Origin of the sequence: Modestobacter sp. NPDC049651, from assembly GCF_040659695.1 — a bacterium.
In the GTDB taxonomy this organism is placed as follows: Bacteria; Actinomycetota; Actinomycetes; order Mycobacteriales; family Geodermatophilaceae; genus Modestobacter.
Genome location: NZ_JBFAOG010000017.1, coordinates 27718 through 45591, shown reverse-complemented (window position 1 = coordinate 45591; position 17874 = coordinate 27718). Strand labels below are relative to the sequence as shown.

Genomic DNA, 17874 nt, shown 5'->3' with positions numbered 1-17874 from the left:
AGTGTGCTCGCGGTCGATGCGGCGCCGAACCCCTGGTTCAGCTCCTCCTACGTGTCCGACAACTGGAGCACCATCGTGCACCTCACCGGTGAGCACGTGCGGCTCACGGTGCTCGCCGTCGTGCTCGGGGCGGTGATCGCGCTGCCGCTGGCCCTGCTGGCGCGGCGCAGCCGCTACCTCGCCGGCCCGGTCCTCGCCCTGTCGACGCTGGTCTACACGATCCCGTCGCTGGCGATGTTCGCGTTCGTCGCCCCCTTCACCGGGCTGTCGACGACCACCGTGCTCGTCGGCCTGGTGCTGTACTCGCTGGTGATCCTGGTGCGGAACTTCCTCGCCGGCCTCCAGTCGGTGCCCGAGGACGTGCGGGAGGCCGCCCGCGGGCTGGGCTACGGCCCGGCCCGGCTCTTCTGGCAGGTCGAGCTGCCGCTGGCGCTGCCGTCGTTCATGGCCGGCCTGCGGATCGCCACCGTCTCGACGGTCGCGCTGGTCACCGTCGGCGTGATCGTCGGGCACGGCGGGCTCGGCCAGCTGATCACCGGCGGTTTCAACGCGAACTTCTACCGCGCCGAGATCGTCACCGGCGCCGTCGGCTGCGTGCTGCTCGCGCTGGTCGCCGACCTGGTGCTGGCGGGGGTCGAGCGGTCGCTGACCCCGTGGACGCGGGGGCGGGCGTGAGCGCCCTCGGCGACGCGGTCGTCTACCTCAACGACCCGTTCAACTGGTCGCGGCCCGGCGGCATCGCCGACCTGCTCGGCCAGCACCTGGAGATCTCCGGGCTGGCCGTCGCCGCCGCCGTCGTCGTGGCCGTGCCGCTGGGCGTGCTGCTGGGCCACACCGGCCGGGGCGGCGGCTTCGTGATCGGGCTGGCCAACGTCTCCCGCGCCGTCCCGACGCTGGCGCTGCTCACCGTCTTCGCGGTCACCCCGATCGGCTTCGGGCAGACGGCGACCACCATCGCGCTCGCCCTGTTCGCGCTGCCGCCGGTGCTGACCAACACCTACGTCGGCTTCCGCGGCGTCGACCGCGACCTGGTCGAGGCCTCCCGCGCGATGGGCATGAACGCCCGGCAGGTGGTGGTCAAGGCGGAGCTCCCCGCGGCGGCGCCGCTGCTGATGACCGGCATCCGGACGGCGGCCGTCCAGGTGGTCGCCACGGCCACCCTCGCCGCGCTGGTCGCCGGCGGCGGGCTGGGCGAGCTGATCAACCTCGGGTTCGGCCAGCAGGACTACGGGGTGGTGGTCGCCGGCGCGATCCTGGTCGCGGCGCTGGCCGTGCTCACCGAGCTGGTGCTGGCCGTGCTGGCCTGGGCGCTGACGCCGGGGGAGAAGCGGCTGCCGTGGCGCCGGGTCCGGCCCGCACGGCTCGAGCCGGTCGACCTGGTGGCGGCTCGGGTCACAGACGCGTAACGGAGGCCACGACCCGGGAACAGGTGCGCGACCGGGTTGCTTGCCAGCCTTCCGGAGGGTTCAGTGACCGACGCGGGTCACCCCCGCCAGACACGCGTGGCAGTCCACCAGGGGGCGCCACGGGACACAGAAGGCGGAGCCATGCGCATGCGTGCCCGGTTGTTCACCCCACTCGTCCTCGCCGCGGCCCTCGCGACCGCCGCCTGCGGGGAGTCCGGTTCCTCGGGCACCGGCGGCGACAGCGCCGCCGGCGGCTCCGGGTCCGGCTCGTCGGCCGGCGCCACCTGCGCGCCGGTCAAGGGTGACCAGCTCGTCGTCCTCCAGGACGACAAGAACCTGCAGAACGCCGACAACGTGCTGCCGGCCGTCAACGGCGCCGCGGCGTCGGGCAACCCGGCGCTGATCAGCACCCTGGACAAGGTGTCGGCGGTGCTCACCACCGACGACCTGGTGCAGATGAACGCCGACGTCGACGTGCAGCGCAAGAACGCCGCTGACGTGGCGGCGGACTACGTGAAGTCCAAGAAGCTGGACTCGGGGCAGTCCGGCGGCAGCGGGAAGGTCGTCGTCGGCGGCAGCAACTTCACCGAGTCGACCGTGCTGGCGAACGTCTTCGCCGACACCCTCAAGGCGGCCGGCTTCGACGCCTCCGTGCAGACCGTGGGCAACCGCGAGCTCTACCTGCAGGCGCTGGAGAGCGGCGAGATCCAGGTCGTGCCGGAGTACCTCTCCACGCTCACCGAGTTCCTCGACGGTGACGACAACCGGCAGGTGGCCTCCGGTGACGTCGACAAGACGTTCGCCGCGCTCACCCCGCTGGCCCAGTCGAAGGGCCTGGCCGTCGGCACCCCGTCGAAGGCGGCCGACCAGAACGCGTTCGCCGTCACCAAGGCGTTCGCCGACAAGGTCGGCGTCACGACGCTGTCGGAGCTGGGCCAGAAGTGCAGCGACGGCTCGCTGGTGCTCGCCGGCCCGACCGAGTGCCCGACCCGGCCGTTCTGCCAGCCGGGCCTGGAGCAGACCTACGGCCTGGAGTTCGCCAGCTTCTCCAGCACCGACGCCGGTGGTCCGCTGACCAAGGCCGCGCTGCAGCAGGGCAAGGCCTCGATCGGCCTGGTCTTCAGCTCCGACGGCGCCCTCGCCAAGCAGTAGCCGCACACGACGGAGGCCCGTTCCCCAGCCGGGGAACGGGCCTCCGTCGTGTTCAGTACCAGCCGCCGGGCGGGAGCTGCTCGCCCGCGGGGACGGCGGCGTCGAGGACGTTGCCCTCCGGCGCCAGCGGGCAGGTCCACCGCGGGTCGTAGGCGCAGGAGGGGTGGTAGGCGAAGTTGAGGTCGACCACCAGCCGGCCGGCGTCCCCACCGAGGTCCGCGCCCTTGATGCTGTCCAGCAGGTAGCGCCCGCCGCCGTAGGTGCCCCGACCCGCGCTGCCGTCGCGCAGCGGCAGGAACACCCCGCCGCCGTACCCGGCGATCCACCAGACGTCGAGCCGGCCAAGGTCGCCCAGGGTCACCCGGCCGATCCGGTCCATCACCACGACGCCGTCCGCGGCCGTGGGCACCTCGCGGCGCTCGGGCGGGACGTCGGTGTCGACCGCAGCGACGAACCGCAGCGCGGGGTCGTAGGGCGCCACGGGCACCCCGCCGAACCGGGCCCGGGCGGCGTCGGCCAGCGGCGAGTCGGGGTGCTCGGCGATCAGGGAGTCCCGACCGGCCCGCCAGCGGCGCCAGCCGTCCGCGGGGTCGTCGTCGGACCGGACGGCGGCGTACAGCTCGGCCACCGAACGGCGCCAGCTCAGCAGTGAGAGGGTCACGCGGTCCACCCTGCACCACCTCTGCCACCCCATCCGTCCCACGGGCGGCAGACCGCCCCAGGCGCTCCCCGCAGATGCCCGGGATGCGGGATGGTCCGGCCGTAAGGTCGGCGCATGGTCAACGGCCGGGAGCACCCTCGCAGCACGGCCCGGCGGACCCCGTCCGCCGCGTCCGGCCGGGTGCCCGTCGGGCCCGTCGCCGCCGGTGTGCTGGCCCTGGTCGCCACCGTCGTCGTGCTCGCCACCGACAACCCCGTGCAGCTGCGCGTGGGGCTGCTCGCGGTCTGCTGGGCCGCGGTCGTGGGTGTCTTCGTCGTGGCCGGACGCCGCAACGACCGGCTGGCCGCCGAGCGCCGCGAGCTGGCCCTGCGGCACGCCCACGAGCTGGACCTGCAGCGCGAGGCCGCCGCCCGCCGGGCCGCCGACCTCGCGGTGGAGAACGAGCTGCGCCGGGAGAGCGAGCAGGGCATGCGCGAGGAGCTCGTCCAGCTGCGCAGGGACCTCGCCGTGCTGGCCGGCGCCGCCGGCGACACCGGCGGGGTCTCCCAGCTGCGCGACGGGCTGGCCGACCTGGCCCAGCTGCGCGCCGAGATCACCGCGCTCACCCAGCTGCGGGCGGAGCTGTCCGGGCTGGGGAGCCTGCGCGAGGACCTGGGGCGCATCCGCGCCGAACTGACCGATCAGCGTTCGGGGGAGCTCATGGTGGAACGGATGGTCATGCGGGCCCAGTCGGTGCGGTTGCCCGCCGACCGCGACGACAGCACCCGCGTCGTGGAGGGGCCGGTCACCCGGATGTGGGAGACCAGCCGCATCGAGAGCGACCAGTGGCCCGAGCAGTGGGACCAGACCCGCATCGACCGGGTGCTGCCCGCCGTCGAGGCCCGTCCGGCCGTCGCGGGTGCGAGGCCGGCCGTCCCGCCGGCGACCGCGGTGCAGCCGCCGGTGCCCGTCCCGGCGCCGCAGGCGCGCCCGCCCGTCCCGCCGGTCACCCGGGCTGCTGCCGAGCCGGTCACCGTCGCGCAGCCCGCCGTCGGCGCCGAGCCGGCGCCCGAGCCGGCCGACCAGCCGACCCCGACGCCGCTGCAGTGGCTGGTGCAGCAGTCGGTCGTCGAGCCGTGGGTCGAGTCGCGCCCGAAGTCGCCGCTGGAGTGGCTCAGCGAGCAGTCGCTGGTCGACGCGGCACCGACCCCGCCCGCCGCGCCGCTGCCGCCGGTCGAGGAGCCCGCGCCGCTGCCGACCCCGTGGGCGGCTGCCGGGACGGCGGCCCCCGCCGCGCCGCGCCGGCACCGCCGGGCCGCCGAGCCGGACGACGGGCCGGTGGCGCCGCAGCGGCCGCGCCGCAGCCACGCCGCCCCCGAGACAGCGGTCGGCCTGGACCTCACCCCGTACCGGCTGGGCTCGGCCACCGAGGAGACCCCGCGCGCCGAGGAGACCCCGTCCTGGACGGCGAGCTCCTGGTCGTCGGACCCGATCCCGTCCGTGGCACCGGCCGCGGACCCGCTCTGGTCGACCGGCTCCTCGTGGGCCGACGCCGAGCCGACCCCGGCCCCCGCGTCACCGTCCTGGTCGGCCGGGGAGTGGTCGAGCAGCGCCTGGTCCAGCAGCAGCGCCTGGTCCAGCAGCAGCGACTGGTCGGGCACCGCGGCGACCGCGCCGTCCGCCGGCAGCCACCACCGGGCCGACGACGACGAGGCGGCCGGCTCCGCCCGGCTGGCCGAGATCCTGGCGCAGAACGAGCCGCGGCCGGCGCCGACCGGTCGCCGGCGCCGCCGCTACCGCGACGAGGACGCCGGCCAGGACGACGTCCTCGCCCGCGTGCTCGGTCAGCAGTAGCGGGGCGGGACGGGGTCCGTCAGCCGATCGGGCCCCGGGCGAGCGCCCCGCCGTCCAGCACCAGCGTCTGGCCGGTGACCCAGCCGGCCTCGTCGGACAGCAGGTAGGCGGCGGCGGAGCCGATGTCCTCGGGCACGCCCAGCCGGCCGGCCGGGTACTGCGCCGCGACCTGCTCCTCGCGGCCGGTGAACAGCGCCTCGGCGAACTTCGTCTTCACCACCGCCGGTGCGACGGCGTTCACCCGCACCGTCGGCCCGAGCTCCACGGCCAGCTGGGTGGTCAGGTTGACCAGCGCCGCCTTGCTCACCCCGTAGGCGGCGATGCCCTCGCTGGAGCGCAGCCCGGCCACCGAGGCGACGATCAGCACCGAGCCACCGTGCTCGGCCATCCACCCCCGCCACGCCTCCTGCACCAGCCCGAGGCTGGCCACGACGTTGGTGTCGAGGATCTTGCGGACGGCGTCGAGCGGGGCGTCCATCAGCGGGCCGTAGACCGGGTTGATCCCCACGTTGCCGACGAGCACGTCGAGGCTGCCGAAGGTGTCGATCGCGGTGCGCACCGCCTCGGCGCGGTGCTCGGCGTCGCCGGCGTTGCCCGCCACGGCGACCGCCTTGCCCGGCCCGCCCAGCTGCTCGACCGCCGCGGCCAGGGCGTCGGGCTTGCGGGCGGTGACCACCACCCGCGCCCCCCGGTCGACCAGGGCCTGGGCGATGGCCAGGCCGATGCCCCGGCTCGCGCCGGTCACCAGCGCGGTGCGTCCCTCGAAGCTGCTCACCGTGCTCCTCCGCTCGTCGCCGGCCGCATCGCCGGCTGGCGAGCAACGTAACCGGACGCCGCGGGCGCCGTGTGCCCACCCGGGTGAGCCAGCCCACAGTGCGGCGGCTTGGCATCGGCTCGCCCGCCGTCCCACACTCGACAGCGACGTGGCACCCGCGTGACACACCGGTCGGTGGTTGCAGCAGGCGGCACGCCACCGCAGGTCCCAGCACGACCCGCTCCACCGGCCCACGACGACGTGGGTCGCCACCGCGACCCGAGTCCGGTACCCGCGAGGGACTGGAACGAGAGGTGCACCGGGATGTCCGCTCGTCCCTTCCGCGCTCACCCGCGCCCGTCCGGGCTGGCCCCGGCCGCCGACGCCCCCGCCCGGCTGCGCGTCGGCGTCATCGGCGCCGGCCGTGTCGGCGCCGTCGTCGGCGCCGCGCTGGCCGCCGCCGGCCACGACGTGGTCGCCGCCGCCGGCGTCTCCCGCGAGTCCGCCGAGCGCGCCGCCCGGCTGCTGCCCGGCGTCCCGCTGCTGCCGGCCGACGAGGTCGTCGCCGCCAGCGACCTCGTCGTCCTCGCCGTGCCCGACGACGTGCTCGCCGGGCTGGTCTCCGGGCTCGCCGAGACCGGCGCGTGGCGCCGCGGGCAGCTCACCTTCCACACCTCCGGCGCGCACGGCCTCGCCGTCCTGGCGCCGGCCGAGCGGGCCGGCGTGCTGACGCTCGCGCTGCACCCGGCGATGACCTTCACCGGTGCCCCCGAGGACGCCGACCGGCTGGTGCACGCGCCGTTCGGCGTGACCAGCCGGCCCGAGCACCGCCCGGTCGCCGAGACGCTGGTGCTCGAGATGGGCGGCGAGCCGTTCTGGATCGCCGAGGAGGACCGGCGGCTCTACCACGCCGCGCTGGTCACCGGCGCGAACCACCTGGTCACCCTCGTCGCCGAGGCCGCCGACCTGCTGCGCGCGGCCGGCGTCGACAGCCCCGACCGGGTGCTCGCGCCGCTGCTGACCGCCGCGCTGGACAACGGCCTGCGCCGGGGCGACCGCGGGCTCACCGGGCCGGTCAGCCGCGGGGACGTCGGCACGGTGCGCGACCACCTGCAGACCCTCACCGAGCGCGCCCCGGACTCCGTCGCCGCCTACACGGCGCTGGCCCGCCGCACCACCGAGCGCGCCCTGGCCGCCGGCCGGCTCAAGCGGCACGACGGCGCGCCCCTGCTCGAGCTGCTCGACGGTTCCCCCGAGGAGGCCGCCCGATGAGCGTGCCCGCGGTCGCCGAGACCACGGCGGAGCTGGCGGAGCTCCGCGCCGACCTGTCCGGCCCGGTCGTGCTGGTACCGACCATGGGTGCCCTGCACGAGGGCCACCGCACGCTGGTCCGCGCCGCGCGGGCGCGGGGCGGCAGCGTCGTCGTCTCCGTCTTCGTCAACCCGACCCAGTTCGGCCCGGGGGAGGACTTCGACCGGTACCCGCGCACCTGGGACGCCGACCTCGCCGCGCTGGCCGAGGAGGGCGCCGACGTCGTCTTCCACCCGCCGGTCGCGGAGGTCTACCCGCCCGGCGCGCTCGGGGTGACCGTGCAGCCCGGGCCGCTGGGCTCGGTGCTGGAGGGGGCGGTGCGGCCGGGGCACTTCGCCGGCGTGCTCACCGTCGTCGCGAAGCTGTTCGGCCTGGTCCGCCCGGACGTGGCCGTCTTCGGTGAGAAGGACTACCAGCAGCTGACCCTCATCCGGGCGATGGCCCGCGAGCTGGCGCTGGGCGTGGAGGTGGTCGGCGTCCCCACCGTCCGCGAGGACGACGGGATGGCGCTGTCCTCCCGCAACCGCTACCTGACACCGGAACTGCGGGCCAGCGCCGCCACCCTCTCGGCCGCGCTGCGCGCCGGTGCCGCCGCCGGGGCGGAGGGCCCGGCCGCGGTGCTCGAGGCCGCCGCGGCGGTGCTCGCCGGCGCACCGGACCTGGTGCCCGACTACCTCGAGCTCACCGATCCCGACCTGGGGCTCGCGCCGCGGACCGGGCCCGCCCGGCTGCTGGTCGCCGCCCGCGCCGGCACGACCCGGCTGATCGACAACACCGCTGTGGAGCTGACGAACCGATGATGCGCACCATGCTCAAGTCCAAGATCCACCGGGCGACGGTCACCCAGGCCGACCTGCACTACGTGGGCTCGGTGACGATCGACGAGGACCTGCTGGACGCCGCGGACCTGCTGCCCGGTGAGCAGGTCGCCATCGTCGACGTCACCAACGGTGCCCGGCTGGAGACCTACGTGATCCCGGGCGAGCGGGGCACCGGCGTGATCGGCATCAACGGTGCCGCCGCGCACCTGGTGCACCCCGGCGACCTGGTCATCCTGATCAGCTACGGGCTGATGGACGAGACCGAGGCCAAGTCCTACCTGCCCAGGGTCGTGCACGTGGACGCCGCGAACCGGGTGGTGGAGCTCGGTGCCGACCCGTCCGCGCCGGTGCCGGGGGACGGCGACCAGCAGCGCAGCCCGCTCGGCGTCCCGGTCCGTTGACGCGTCTCCCGGCCCGGCTGGCCGCGCCCGCGCCGGGCTGGGAGCTCGCCGCCGACGTGGTCGTCGTCGGCTCCGGGGTCGCCGGCCTCTGCGTCGCGCTGCACGCCCGCGCGGCCGGGCTGTCGGTCGCCGTGGTCACCAAGGTCCGGGTGGACGACGGGTCGACCCGGTGGGCGCAGGGCGGGATCGCCGCCGTCCTGTCGGCCACCGACACCCCGGCCGCGCACGCCCGGGACACCGAGGTGGCCGGCGTCGGCCTGTGCGAGGCGGCGGCCGTGCACGCGCTGGTCACCGAGGGCCCGCAGCGGCTGCACCAGCTGATCAGCTGGGGTGCCGCGTTCGACCGCGACCCGGCCGGCCGGCTGCTGCTCACCCGCGAGGGCGGGCACTCCACCGACCGGATCGTGCACGCCGGCGGCGACGCCACCGGGGTCGAGGTGCAGCGGGCGCTGGTGCAGGCGGTCGCCGCCGACCCGGGCATCACCCTGGTGGAGCACGCGATGGTGCTCGACCTGCTCACCGACGCCGCCGGCCGCGCCGCCGGTGTGACGCTGCACGTGCTGGGGGAGGGGAGCGCCGACGGCGTCGGCGCGGTGCGCGCCCGCGCCGTCGTGCTCGCCACCGGCGGCATGGGCCAGGTGTACGCGGCCACCACCAACCCCTCGGTCTCCACCGGCGACGGCGTCGCGCTCGGCCTGCGCGCCGGTGCGGTGGCCACCGACCTGGAGTTCGTCCAGTTCCACCCGACGGCCCTCTACCTGGGCCCGGCGGCCCGCGGGCAGCAGCCGCTGGTGTCCGAGGCGCTGCGCGGCGAGGGGGCGGTGCTGCTCGACGGCGCCGGGCAGCGGTTCATGACCGGCGTGCACGAGCTGGCCGACCTCGCCCCGCGCGACGTCGTCGCCAAGGCCATCACCCGGGTCCAGCTGCGCGACGGCGTGGACCACGTCTGGCTCGACGCCCGGGGCGTGCCCGGGCTGGCGGAGCGGTTCCCGACCATCGTCGCCCGCTGCCGGGAGGCCGGCACCGACCCGGTCACCGACCTGGTGCCGGTCACCCCCGCCGCGCACTACGCCTCCGGTGGGCTGGCCACCGACCTGGCCGGCCGCACGACCGTGCCCGGCCTCTACGCCTGCGGCGAGGTCGCCTGCACCGGCGTGCACGGCGCGAACCGGCTGGCCTCCAACTCGCTGCTCGAGGGCCTGGTGTTCGCCGGCCGCATCGGGGAGTCGCTGGCCCGCGACCTGCCGGTGCCCGACGGTGACCCGGTCGCCGACCCGCGCGTGCCGGGGCTCGCCGACCCCGCCGTCCGGCCCCGGCTGACCGACGTGATGTCGACCCGGGTCGGGGCGCTGCGCAGCGGCGCCGGGCTGGCCGGGGCGACTGCGGAGCTGGCGGCGCTCACCTCCGGCGACGGCCCGGTGCGCCCGGCGGTGGCCGCGTGGGAGGCCACCGGCCTGCTCACCGTCGCGACCGCGCTCACCGCCGCCGCGACGGCGCGCACCGAGACCCGCGGCTGCCACTGGCGGGAGGACCACCCCGAGGCGGACGACGCGTGGCGGGTGCACCTGGACGTGCGGATGGACGCGACCGGCACGATGCAGCTGTCCCGCCGTCCGGTCGGGCAGGCCCTGGAGGTGCACTGGTGAGCGAGCATCGCAGCGAGCGCCGGCGAGCGAGGAGCGGAACGAACCACCGAGCGGAGCGAGGCATGACCTGGTGAGCGACGCGGCCGACCCGACCGACCCGACCGACCCGACCGACCTGGCGGGCACCGGGCTGGGCGAGGCGTGGGTCGACGAGCTGGTCGAGCGCACCCTCACCGAGGACCTCACCGGCGGCGCCCCGCTGCCCCGCTCGCCCGAGCTGGCGGTCAGCTACGACGTCACCAGCGCCGCGACCGTCCCGCCCGCGCAGTACGGCACCGCCGACCTGGTCGCCCGCGCCGACGGCGTGGTCGCCGGCCTGCCGGTCGCCGCCCGGGTGTTCCGCCGGCTGGCGCCGGGCGCGACGATCACCGCGGTCGCCGCCGACGGCGACCGGGTGGCGAGGGGCGACGTGCTGCTCACCGTCCGCGGGCCGGTCCGGGCGCTGCTGGCCGCCGAGCGCAGCGCCCTGAACATCGCCAGCCGGGCCAGCGGCATCGCCACCCACACCCGCGCCTGGGCCGACGCGATCGCCGGCACCGGGGCGACCGTGCTGGACACCCGCAAGACGACGCCGGGCCTGCGGCCGCTGGAGAAGTACGCGGTGCGCTGCGGCGGCGGGTCGAACAAGCGGATGGGCCTCTACGACGTGGCCATGGTCAAGGACAACCACGTGGCCGCCGCCGGCTCGGTCGCCGCCGCCGTCGCGGCGGTGCGCGAGCGGGCGCCGCAGGTGCCGGTGCAGGTGGAGGTCGACGTCCCGGCGCAGGCCGTCGAGGCCGTCGAGGCGGGCGCGGACTTCCTGCTCTGCGACAACATGCCCCCCGCCCAGCTGCGCGAGGTCGTCGCCCTGGTCGGGGACCGGGTGGAGCTCGAGGCCACCGGCGGGCTCACCCTGGCCGTCGCGCGCGAGGTCGCGGAGACCGGCGTCGACTTCCTCTCCGTCGGCGGGCTCACCCACTCCTCGCCGATCCTGGACCTCGCGCTGGACCTGCGGGAGGGCTGAGCCGTGCTGCTCGCGGTCGACGTCGGCAACAGCCAGACGGTGCTGGCGACCTTCGACGGTGACCGGCGGGTCGACTGCTGGCGGGTCACCACCGCGCCCCGGGCCACCGCCGACGAGCTGCTGTTCGTCTGGCGCGGGCTGCTGCGCGACACCGAGGTCACCGGGGTCGCCGCCTGCTCCACGGTGCCCGCGCTGCTGCCCTCGCTGCGCCAGCTGCTCGACCGGCTCGCCGTGCCGGTCACCCTCATCGGGCCGGGCGTGCGCACCGGTGTCCCGCTGCACGTCGACAACCCGCGGGAGGTCGGCGCCGACCGGGTGGTGACCGCGCTCGCCGCGCACGAGCGGTACGGACGGCGTCCCGACGGCACCGGCCGGCCGGTCGTGGTCGTGGACTTCGGCACCTCCACCAACGTCGACGCCGTCGGGCCCGACGGGCAGTTCCTCGGCGGGGCGCTGGCCCCCGGTGTCGAGGTCAGCCTGGACGCGCTGGCCACCCGCGCCGCCCAGCTGCGCTCGGTCGAGCTGACCGTGCCGCCGCAGGCCATCGGCAAGAACACCGTCGCCGCGCTGCAGTCCGGGCTGGTGCTCGGCTTCGCCGGCCTCGTCGACGGGCTGGTCGCCCGGATCGCCGCGGAGCTGGTCGGCCAGTTCGGCGCCGCGCCGGTCGTGGTCGCCACCGGCGGGCTGCACCGGCTGGTGGTCGACAGCTGCCGGTCGATCGGCGAGCGCGACCCGGACCTCACCGTGCACGGCCTGCGGCTGGCCTTCGAGCGCCACCAGGGCGGCAACCACCAGCGGTGACGGGTGACCGGCGTCGCGGCCGTACCCTCTGACCCGATGAACGAGGACACCCCCGGCACCCCGGACGACGAACTCCCCGAGCAGCTGCGGGTCCGGCGGGCCAAGCTCGACCGGCTCCGCGAGGCCGGGACCGACCCCTACCCGGTGGTCGTGCCCCGCACGGCGTCGCTGACCGACGTGCGCACCGGGCACCCCGACCTGGAGCCGGACGTGATGACCGGCGAGCGGGTCGGCATCACCGGCCGGGTGATCTTCGTGCGCAACACCGGCAAGCTGTGCTTCGCCACGCTGCGGGAGGGCGACGCCGAGCTGCAGGTCATGCTCTCCCTGGACCGGGTCGGCGAGCAGCGGCTGGCCGACTGGAAGGCCGACGTCGACCTGGGCGACCACGTCTTCGTCGAGGGCGAGGTGGGCACCTCGCGCCGCGGTGAGCTGTCGGTGTTCGCCGACGCGTGGCAGCTGACCGCCAAGTCGCTGCGCCCGTTGCCGGTGGCGCACAAGCCGATGAGCGAGGAGCTGCGGGTCCGCCGCCGCTACGTCGACCTGATCGTGCGGGAAGAGGCGCGCCGCACGGTGCAGCAGCGCGCCGCGATGATGAGCGCGCTGCGCACCGGGCTGACCGGACGCGGTTTCCTCGAGGTCGAGACGCCGATGCTGCAGACCGTGCACGGCGGTGCCGCCGCCCGTCCGTTCCGCACGCACATGAACGCGTTCGACCTGGACCTCTATCTGCGCATCGCACCCGAGTTGTTCCTCAAGCGCTGCATCGTCGGCGGTCTGGACCGGGTGTTCGAGGTCAACCGCAACTTCCGCAACGAGGGTGCGGACTCCTCGCACTCGCCGGAGTTCGCGATGCTTGAGTTCTACGCCGCCTACGGCGATTACCAGGACGGCGCGCGCATCACCCGCGAGCTCATCCAGGAATGCTGCGCCGCACTGTTCGGCGACCACGTCGCGCGGCACAACGACGGCACCGAGGTCGACCTCTCCGGGGTGTGGCCGCAGGTCAAGCTGTACGACGTGGTGTCCGACGCCGTGGGCGAGGAGGTCACCCCCGCGACGCCCGTCGAGCGGCTGCGCGAGCTCGCCGCGCAGCACGAGGTCGGCGTCGACCCCGCGTGGCTGCCCGGCAAGGTGGTCGAGGAGCTGTTCGAGGCGCTCGTGCAGGACTCCCTGCAGGCGCCGACGTTCGTCATCGACTACCCGGTGGACACCTCGCCGCTGACCCGGGCGCACCGCACCGACCCCGGGGTGGCCGAGAAGTGGGACCTGTACATCGGCGGCATCGAGCGGGGCACCGGCTACTCGGAGCTGGTCGACCCCGTGGTGCAGCGGGAGCGGTTCACCCAGCAGGCGTTGCTCGCCGCGGCCGGCGACCCCGAGGCGATGGTGCTCGACGAGGACTTCCTCGAGGCGCTCGAGTACGGCATGCCGCCCACCGCCGGTGTCGGCATGGGCATCGACCGCTTGATGATGACGCTCACCGGATTGGGCATCCGGGAGACGATCCTGTTCCCGTTGGTGCGACCGCTCCACCAATGACCTGCCCATTCGGGTGCAATTGACGGATCTGCCGCAGGTTGAGCAGCGCAATTGTGCCCGGGTGTGATGGAATGTCCGCATCCGCCGTTCGCGGCGGGAATTCCACTCGCACGGGGCTGAGCAACAGGAGACGGTACTAAATGGCGCGCAAGGTCCAGGTGATCCTGAGTGACGACCTCGACGACAGCATTCCCGCCGACGAGACCGTGACGTTCGCGCTCGACGGGACGACGTACGAGATCGACCTGTCGGAGAAGAACGCCGAGCAGATGCGCGACGCGTTCGGCAAGTACGTGCAGGCCGCCCGCAAGGTGAGCGGCCGCGGCGGCAACCGCGCCTCGGGTGCCGGCCGGTCCCGGGCGACCGGCGGCGGTGGCCGCATGGACCGCGAGCAGGCCGGCGCGATCCGCGAGTGGGCCCGCAAGAACGGCCACGAGGTCAGCGACCGCGGCCGCATCCCGGCCAGCGTCGTGGAGGCCTTCGAGGCCGCCCACTGAACCACGACCTCCCAGCACGTCACCTCGGCCCGGCACCCCACGTGGGGTGCCGGGCCGTCGTGCGTCCGCTGTCGGCGTAACCGGGGCGCGGCAGCGGCGGAACAGCGCTCGTGGGACGACAGTTGTGTCCATCGAGCCCCCGATCACGGTCCGACGGCCTCGTCTGGACGTCGGGTCGGTGGCGAGAACTACAGTGGAGCGACCGGTGCCCAGCGCGCCGACGAACGTCGGGTGTCCACCGTCCCCTTCGCGGGGGACCGAGCACAGCAGGTCCAGCCGGTCAGAGGAGAAGCAGCAGATGTTCGAACGGTTCACCGACCGAGCCCGTCGGGTGGTCGTCCTGGCCCAGGAAGAGGCCCGGATGCTCAACCACAACTACATCGGCACCGAGCACATCCTCCTGGGCTTGATCCACGAGGGTGAGGGCGTCGCCGCCAAGGCGCTCGAGTCCCTGGGCATCTCGCTCGAGGGCGTCCGCCAGCAGGTCGAGGAGATCATCGGCCAGGGCCAGCAGGCCCCGTCCGGCCACATCCCCTTCACCCCGCGTGCCAAGAAGGTGCTCGAGCTGTCGCTGCGCGAGGCGCTGCAGCTCGGCCACAACTACATCGGCACCGAGCACATCCTGCTCGGTCTGATCCGCGAGGGCGAGGGCGTCGCCGCCCAGGTCCTGGTGAAGCTCGGCGCCGACCTCAACCGCGTCCGCCAGCAGGTCATCCAGCTGCTCTCCGGCTACCAGGGCAAGGAGCCGGCCGCCGCCGGTGGCCCCGCCGAGGGCACGCCGTCGACCTCGCTGGTCCTCGACCAGTTCGGCCGCAACCTGACCCAGGCCGCCCGCGACGGCAAGCTCGACCCGGTCATCGGCCGGGCCAAGGAGATCGAGCGGGTCATGCAGGTGCTGTCCCGCCGCACCAAGAACAACCCGGTGCTGATCGGCGAGCCCGGCGTCGGCAAGACCGCCGCCGTCGAGGGCCTGGCCCAGGCGATCGTCAAGGGCGAGGTGCCCGAGACGCTGAAGGACAAGCAGCTCTACACCCTGGACCTCGGGGCCCTCGTCGCCGGTTCCCGCTACCGCGGTGACTTCGAGGAGCGGCTGAAGAAGGTCCTCAAGGAGATCCGCACCCGCGGCGACATCATCCTGTTCATCGACGAGATCCACACCCTCGTCGGGGCGGGTGCCGCGGAGGGCGCGATCGACGCCGCCAGCATCCTCAAGCCGATGCTGGCCCGCGGTGAGCTGCAGACCATCGGCGCCACCACGCTGGACGAGTACCGCAAGCACCTGGAGAAGGACGCCGCGCTCGAGCGCCGCTTCCAGCCCATCCAGGTCAGCGAGCCGACCCTCGCCCACACGGTGGAGATCCTCAAGGGCCTGCGCGACCGGTACGAGGCGCACCACCGGATCAGCATCACCGACAGCGCGCTCGTCGCTGCCGCGACGCTGGCCGACCGGTACATCTCCGACCGCTTCCTGCCGGACAAGGCGATCGACCTGATCGACGAGGCCGGTGCCCGGATGCGGATCAAGCGGATGACCGCCCCGCCGGACCTGCGCGAGTTCGACGACCGGATCTCGGCCATCCGCCGGGAGAAGGAGTCGGCGATCGACGCCCAGGACTTCGAGAAGGCGGCGAACCTCCGCGACAAGGAGAAGCAGCTGCTGGGCGAGAAGGCCGAGCGCGAGAAGGCGTGGAAGGCCGGCGACATGGACGTCGTCGCCGAGGTCGACGACGAGCAGATCGCCGAGGTGCTGGCCAACTGGACCGGCATCCCCGTCTTCAAGCTGACCGAGGAGGAGACCACCCGTCTCCTGCGCATGGAGGACGAGCTCCACAAGCGCATCATCGGCCAGGAAGAGGCCATCAAGAGCGTCAGCCAGGCGATCCGGCGCACGCGGGCGGGCCTCAAGGACCCCCGTCGCCCCGGTGGCTCGTTCATCTTCGCCGGCCCCTCGGGTGTCGGTAAGACCGAGCTGGCCAAGGCGCTCGCGCAGTTCCTCTTCGGCGAGGACGACGCCCTCATCCAGATCGACATGGGCGAGTTCCACGACAAGTTCACCGTGTCGCGGCTCGTCGGTGCCCCTCCCGGCTACGTCGGGTACGACGAGGGCGGCCAGCTGACCGAGAAGGTGCGGCGCAAGCCGTTCTCGGTGGTCCTCTTCGACGAGATCGAGAAGGCGCACGCCGATGTCTTCAACACGCTGCTGCAGGTGCTGGAGGACGGCCGGCTGACCGACGGCCAGGGCCGGATCGTGGACTTCAAGAACACGATCCTGATCCTGACCACGAACCTCGGGACGCGGGACATCTCCAAGGCCGTCGGCCTCGGCTTCCAGGCCGGGAACGACACGACGAGCAACTACGAGCGGATGAAGCTCAAGGTCAACGAGGAGCTCAAGCAGCACTTCCGGCCGGAGTTCCTCAACCGCATCGACGACATCGTCGTGTTCCACCAGCTCACCGAGAACGAGATCATCCACATCGTGGACCTCATGCTCGGCCGCGTGGAGACGCAGCTGAAGAACAAGGACATGGCGATCGAGGTCACCGAGGCCGCCAAGAAGGTCCTCGCGGCCCGCGGCTTCGACCCGGTGCTGGGCGCCCGCCCGCTGCGGCGGACCATCCAGCGCGAGATCGAGGACGCGCTCAGCGAGAAGATCCTCTACGGCGAGCTGACCAGCGGTCAGATCGTGGTGGTGGACATCGAGGGCGAGGGCACCGACGCGAAGTTCACCTTCCGCGGCGAGGCCAAGCCGATCGCGGTGCCCGACACCCCGCCGGTCGCGCTCTCCGGTGCCGACGGTGACGACGACGGTCAGGCCGCCCAGGCCGAGTGACCTGAGTCCAGGACGACCACAGGGGCCGTCTCCCTCCGGGGAGGCGGCTCCTGCGGCGTGTCGGGGGTACAACGGGCGGCATGGCACGTGGCGACCACCCGAGACGGACGCCGGTCTACGGCGGCCTGCTGATCCTGGTGGCGATGGTGGGCGCCACGCTGCTGGTGGCCGATGCCGGCAGCTGGCCGGCCGCGGTGCGCGTCGTGCTCCTGCTGCTCGCCCTGGTGCTGGCCGTGGCGGGGTGGCTGATGACCTTCCGCGACCTGACCCCGCCCCGCCGCAGGTGATCAGTCCGGCAGCGAGAAGCGGCCGTCCTCGGTCTGCACGACCAGCCCGTCGACCAGCAGCGAGTCCAGGCACCGGGCGCGCTGGGCCGCGTCGCCCCAGGCCGGCTCCAGCGCGACCGCGGGCACCGGACCGGGTGCTGCGCGCAGCACGTCCAGCAGCCGGCCGCGCACCTGACGGTCGGTGCCGGCGAACTTCTGCACCCGGCGCGGCGGGCCGTCGTGCGCCGGGGAGCCGGCCAGCCGCCACGCGCACCGGTCGCGCACCGGGCAGGCGGGGCAGCGCGGGGTGCCGGCCACGCACACCAGCGCACCGAGCTCCATGACCGCCACCGAGAAGCGCACCGCGCGGGCGTCGTCGACCGGCGCCAGCGCGGCGATGTCGGTCAGGTCGGTGGCCCGGGCCGGCGCGGCCTCCGCGCGGCCGTGCACCAGCCGGGCGACGACCCGCCGCACGTTGGTGTCGACGACCGGCTGCCGCTGGCCGTGGCCGAAGCAGGCCACCGCCCGGGCGGTGTAGGTGCCGACGCCCGGCAGCGCCTCCAGCTCGGCGACGTCGGCGGGCACCCGGCCGCCGTGCCGCTCGGTGATCGCGACCGCGGCCTCGCGCAGCCGCAGCGCCCGGCGCGGGTAGCCGAGCTTGCCCCACGCCCGGATCACCTCCGCCGGGCTCACGGCCGCCAGGGCGGCCGGGGTGGGCCAGCGGGCCGTCCAGTCCCGCCACACGGGCTCCACGCGGCTCACGGGGGTCTGCTGGAGCATCACCTCGCTGACCAGCACCGCCCACGGGTCGGTGTCCGGCGCCCGCCACGGGAGGTCGCGCGCGGCGTCGGCGTACCAGTCGACGATCGTCTCGCCGACGGGCTCCCCGACCTGCGCGGCTGCACTGCTCACGGGGACCGAGTGTGCCCTGCCGTGCCGGCGGGGGC

Annotated in this window: 17 protein-coding genes; 14 read left to right on the top strand and 3 right to left on the bottom strand. The window is 74.6% G+C overall.

Annotation, left to right across the window (positions count from 1 at the left end):
* Nucleotides 1-3: 3 nt before the first annotated feature.
* The 3 genes from AB0J00_RS18805 to AB0J00_RS18795 all read left to right on the top strand — a co-directional run bounded on the left by AB0J00_RS18805 (nt 4) and on the right by AB0J00_RS18795 (nt 2558).
* The gene (locus AB0J00_RS18805; protein WP_357747675.1) at nt 4-675 is read left to right on the top strand and encodes an ABC transporter permease; all 672 of its coding nucleotides are present in this window, start codon (nt 4-6) and stop codon (nt 673-675) included.
* Nucleotides 672-1406: an ABC transporter permease gene (locus tag AB0J00_RS18800; RefSeq protein ID WP_357747673.1), complete on the top strand. Its 735-nt coding sequence runs from the start codon at nt 672-674 to the stop codon at nt 1404-1406. Before AB0J00_RS18805 ends, AB0J00_RS18800 begins: the two co-directional genes overlap by 4 nt.
* A gap of 141 nt (nt 1407-1547) precedes the next feature.
* Nucleotides 1548-2558 carry a glycine betaine ABC transporter substrate-binding protein gene (locus AB0J00_RS18795; protein WP_357747671.1) on the top strand — a complete coding sequence of 337 codons (1011 nt, stop codon included), beginning with the start codon at nt 1548-1550 and terminating at the stop codon, nt 2556-2558.
* A gap of 52 nt (nt 2559-2610) precedes the next feature.
* Here AB0J00_RS18795 and AB0J00_RS18790 read toward each other — a convergent pair whose 3' ends face one another.
* Nucleotides 2611-3219: a DUF1684 domain-containing protein gene (locus AB0J00_RS18790; protein WP_357747669.1), complete on the bottom strand. Its 609-nt coding sequence runs from the start codon at nt 3217-3219 to the stop codon at nt 2611-2613.
* 180 nt (nt 3220-3399) lie between these two features.
* On the opposite strand from AB0J00_RS18790, the gene AB0J00_RS18785 reads away from it, so the two are divergent.
* Nucleotides 3400-5052, top strand: a complete 1653-nt coding sequence (locus AB0J00_RS18785) for a DUF6779 domain-containing protein (RefSeq protein ID WP_357747667.1) — start codon at nt 3400-3402, stop codon at nt 5050-5052.
* A gap of 19 nt (nt 5053-5071) precedes the next feature.
* Here AB0J00_RS18785 and AB0J00_RS18780 read toward each other — a convergent pair whose 3' ends face one another.
* Nucleotides 5072-5827, bottom strand: coding sequence for an SDR family oxidoreductase (locus AB0J00_RS18780; RefSeq protein WP_357747664.1), 756 nt, complete (start codon nt 5825-5827; stop codon nt 5072-5074).
* A 303-nt stretch (nt 5828-6130) separates the two neighbouring features.
* Between AB0J00_RS18780 and AB0J00_RS18775 the strand changes: the two genes are divergently transcribed.
* From AB0J00_RS18775 to AB0J00_RS18730, 10 genes are all read left to right on the top strand, one after another.
* Nucleotides 6131-7078 (top strand): DUF2520 domain-containing protein, encoded by a 948-nt coding sequence (locus tag AB0J00_RS18775; RefSeq protein ID WP_357747661.1) that lies wholly within the window; start codon nt 6131-6133, stop codon nt 7076-7078.
* Nucleotides 7075-7917, top strand: a complete 843-nt coding sequence (gene panC / locus AB0J00_RS18770; RefSeq protein ID WP_357747659.1) for a pantoate--beta-alanine ligase — start codon at nt 7075-7077, stop codon at nt 7915-7917. Before AB0J00_RS18775 ends, panC begins: the two co-directional genes overlap by 4 nt.
* Nucleotides 7914-8339, top strand: coding sequence for an aspartate 1-decarboxylase (panD, locus tag AB0J00_RS18765; protein WP_357747656.1), 426 nt, complete (start codon nt 7914-7916; stop codon nt 8337-8339). Before panC ends, panD begins: the two co-directional genes overlap by 4 nt.
* Nucleotides 8336-9985: an L-aspartate oxidase gene (locus AB0J00_RS18760; RefSeq protein WP_357747654.1), complete on the top strand. Its 1650-nt coding sequence runs from the start codon at nt 8336-8338 to the stop codon at nt 9983-9985. Before panD ends, AB0J00_RS18760 begins: the two co-directional genes overlap by 4 nt.
* Nucleotides 9986-10055: 70 nt before the next feature.
* On the top strand, nt 10056-10988 hold the full coding sequence (gene nadC, locus AB0J00_RS18755) for a carboxylating nicotinate-nucleotide diphosphorylase (RefSeq protein WP_357747653.1): 933 nt from the start codon (nt 10056-10058) through the stop codon (nt 10986-10988).
* 3 nt (nt 10989-10991) lie between these two features.
* Nucleotides 10992-11789, top strand: a complete 798-nt coding sequence (locus AB0J00_RS18750) for a type III pantothenate kinase (protein ID WP_357747651.1) — start codon at nt 10992-10994, stop codon at nt 11787-11789.
* A 36-nt stretch (nt 11790-11825) separates the two neighbouring features.
* The gene (lysS, locus tag AB0J00_RS18745; RefSeq protein ID WP_357747648.1) at nt 11826-13331 is read left to right on the top strand and encodes a lysine--tRNA ligase; all 1506 of its coding nucleotides are present in this window, start codon (nt 11826-11828) and stop codon (nt 13329-13331) included.
* A gap of 140 nt (nt 13332-13471) precedes the next feature.
* The gene (locus tag AB0J00_RS18740) at nt 13472-13828 is read left to right on the top strand and encodes an Lsr2 family protein (RefSeq protein ID WP_357747646.1); all 357 of its coding nucleotides are present in this window, start codon (nt 13472-13474) and stop codon (nt 13826-13828) included.
* A 298-nt stretch (nt 13829-14126) separates the two neighbouring features.
* Nucleotides 14127-16661 (top strand): ATP-dependent Clp protease ATP-binding subunit, encoded by a 2535-nt coding sequence (locus AB0J00_RS18735; protein ID WP_357747643.1) that lies wholly within the window; start codon nt 14127-14129, stop codon nt 16659-16661.
* 80 nt (nt 16662-16741) lie between these two features.
* Nucleotides 16742-16948: a hypothetical protein gene (locus AB0J00_RS18730; protein ID WP_357747640.1), complete on the top strand. Its 207-nt coding sequence runs from the start codon at nt 16742-16744 to the stop codon at nt 16946-16948.
* On the opposite strand, the gene AB0J00_RS18725 is transcribed toward AB0J00_RS18730, so the two are convergent.
* Complete coding sequence (locus tag AB0J00_RS18725; protein ID WP_357747638.1) at nt 16949-17839, bottom strand: A/G-specific adenine glycosylase; 891 nt, start codon at nt 17837-17839, stop codon at nt 16949-16951.
* Nucleotides 17840-17874: the final 35 nt, after the last annotated feature.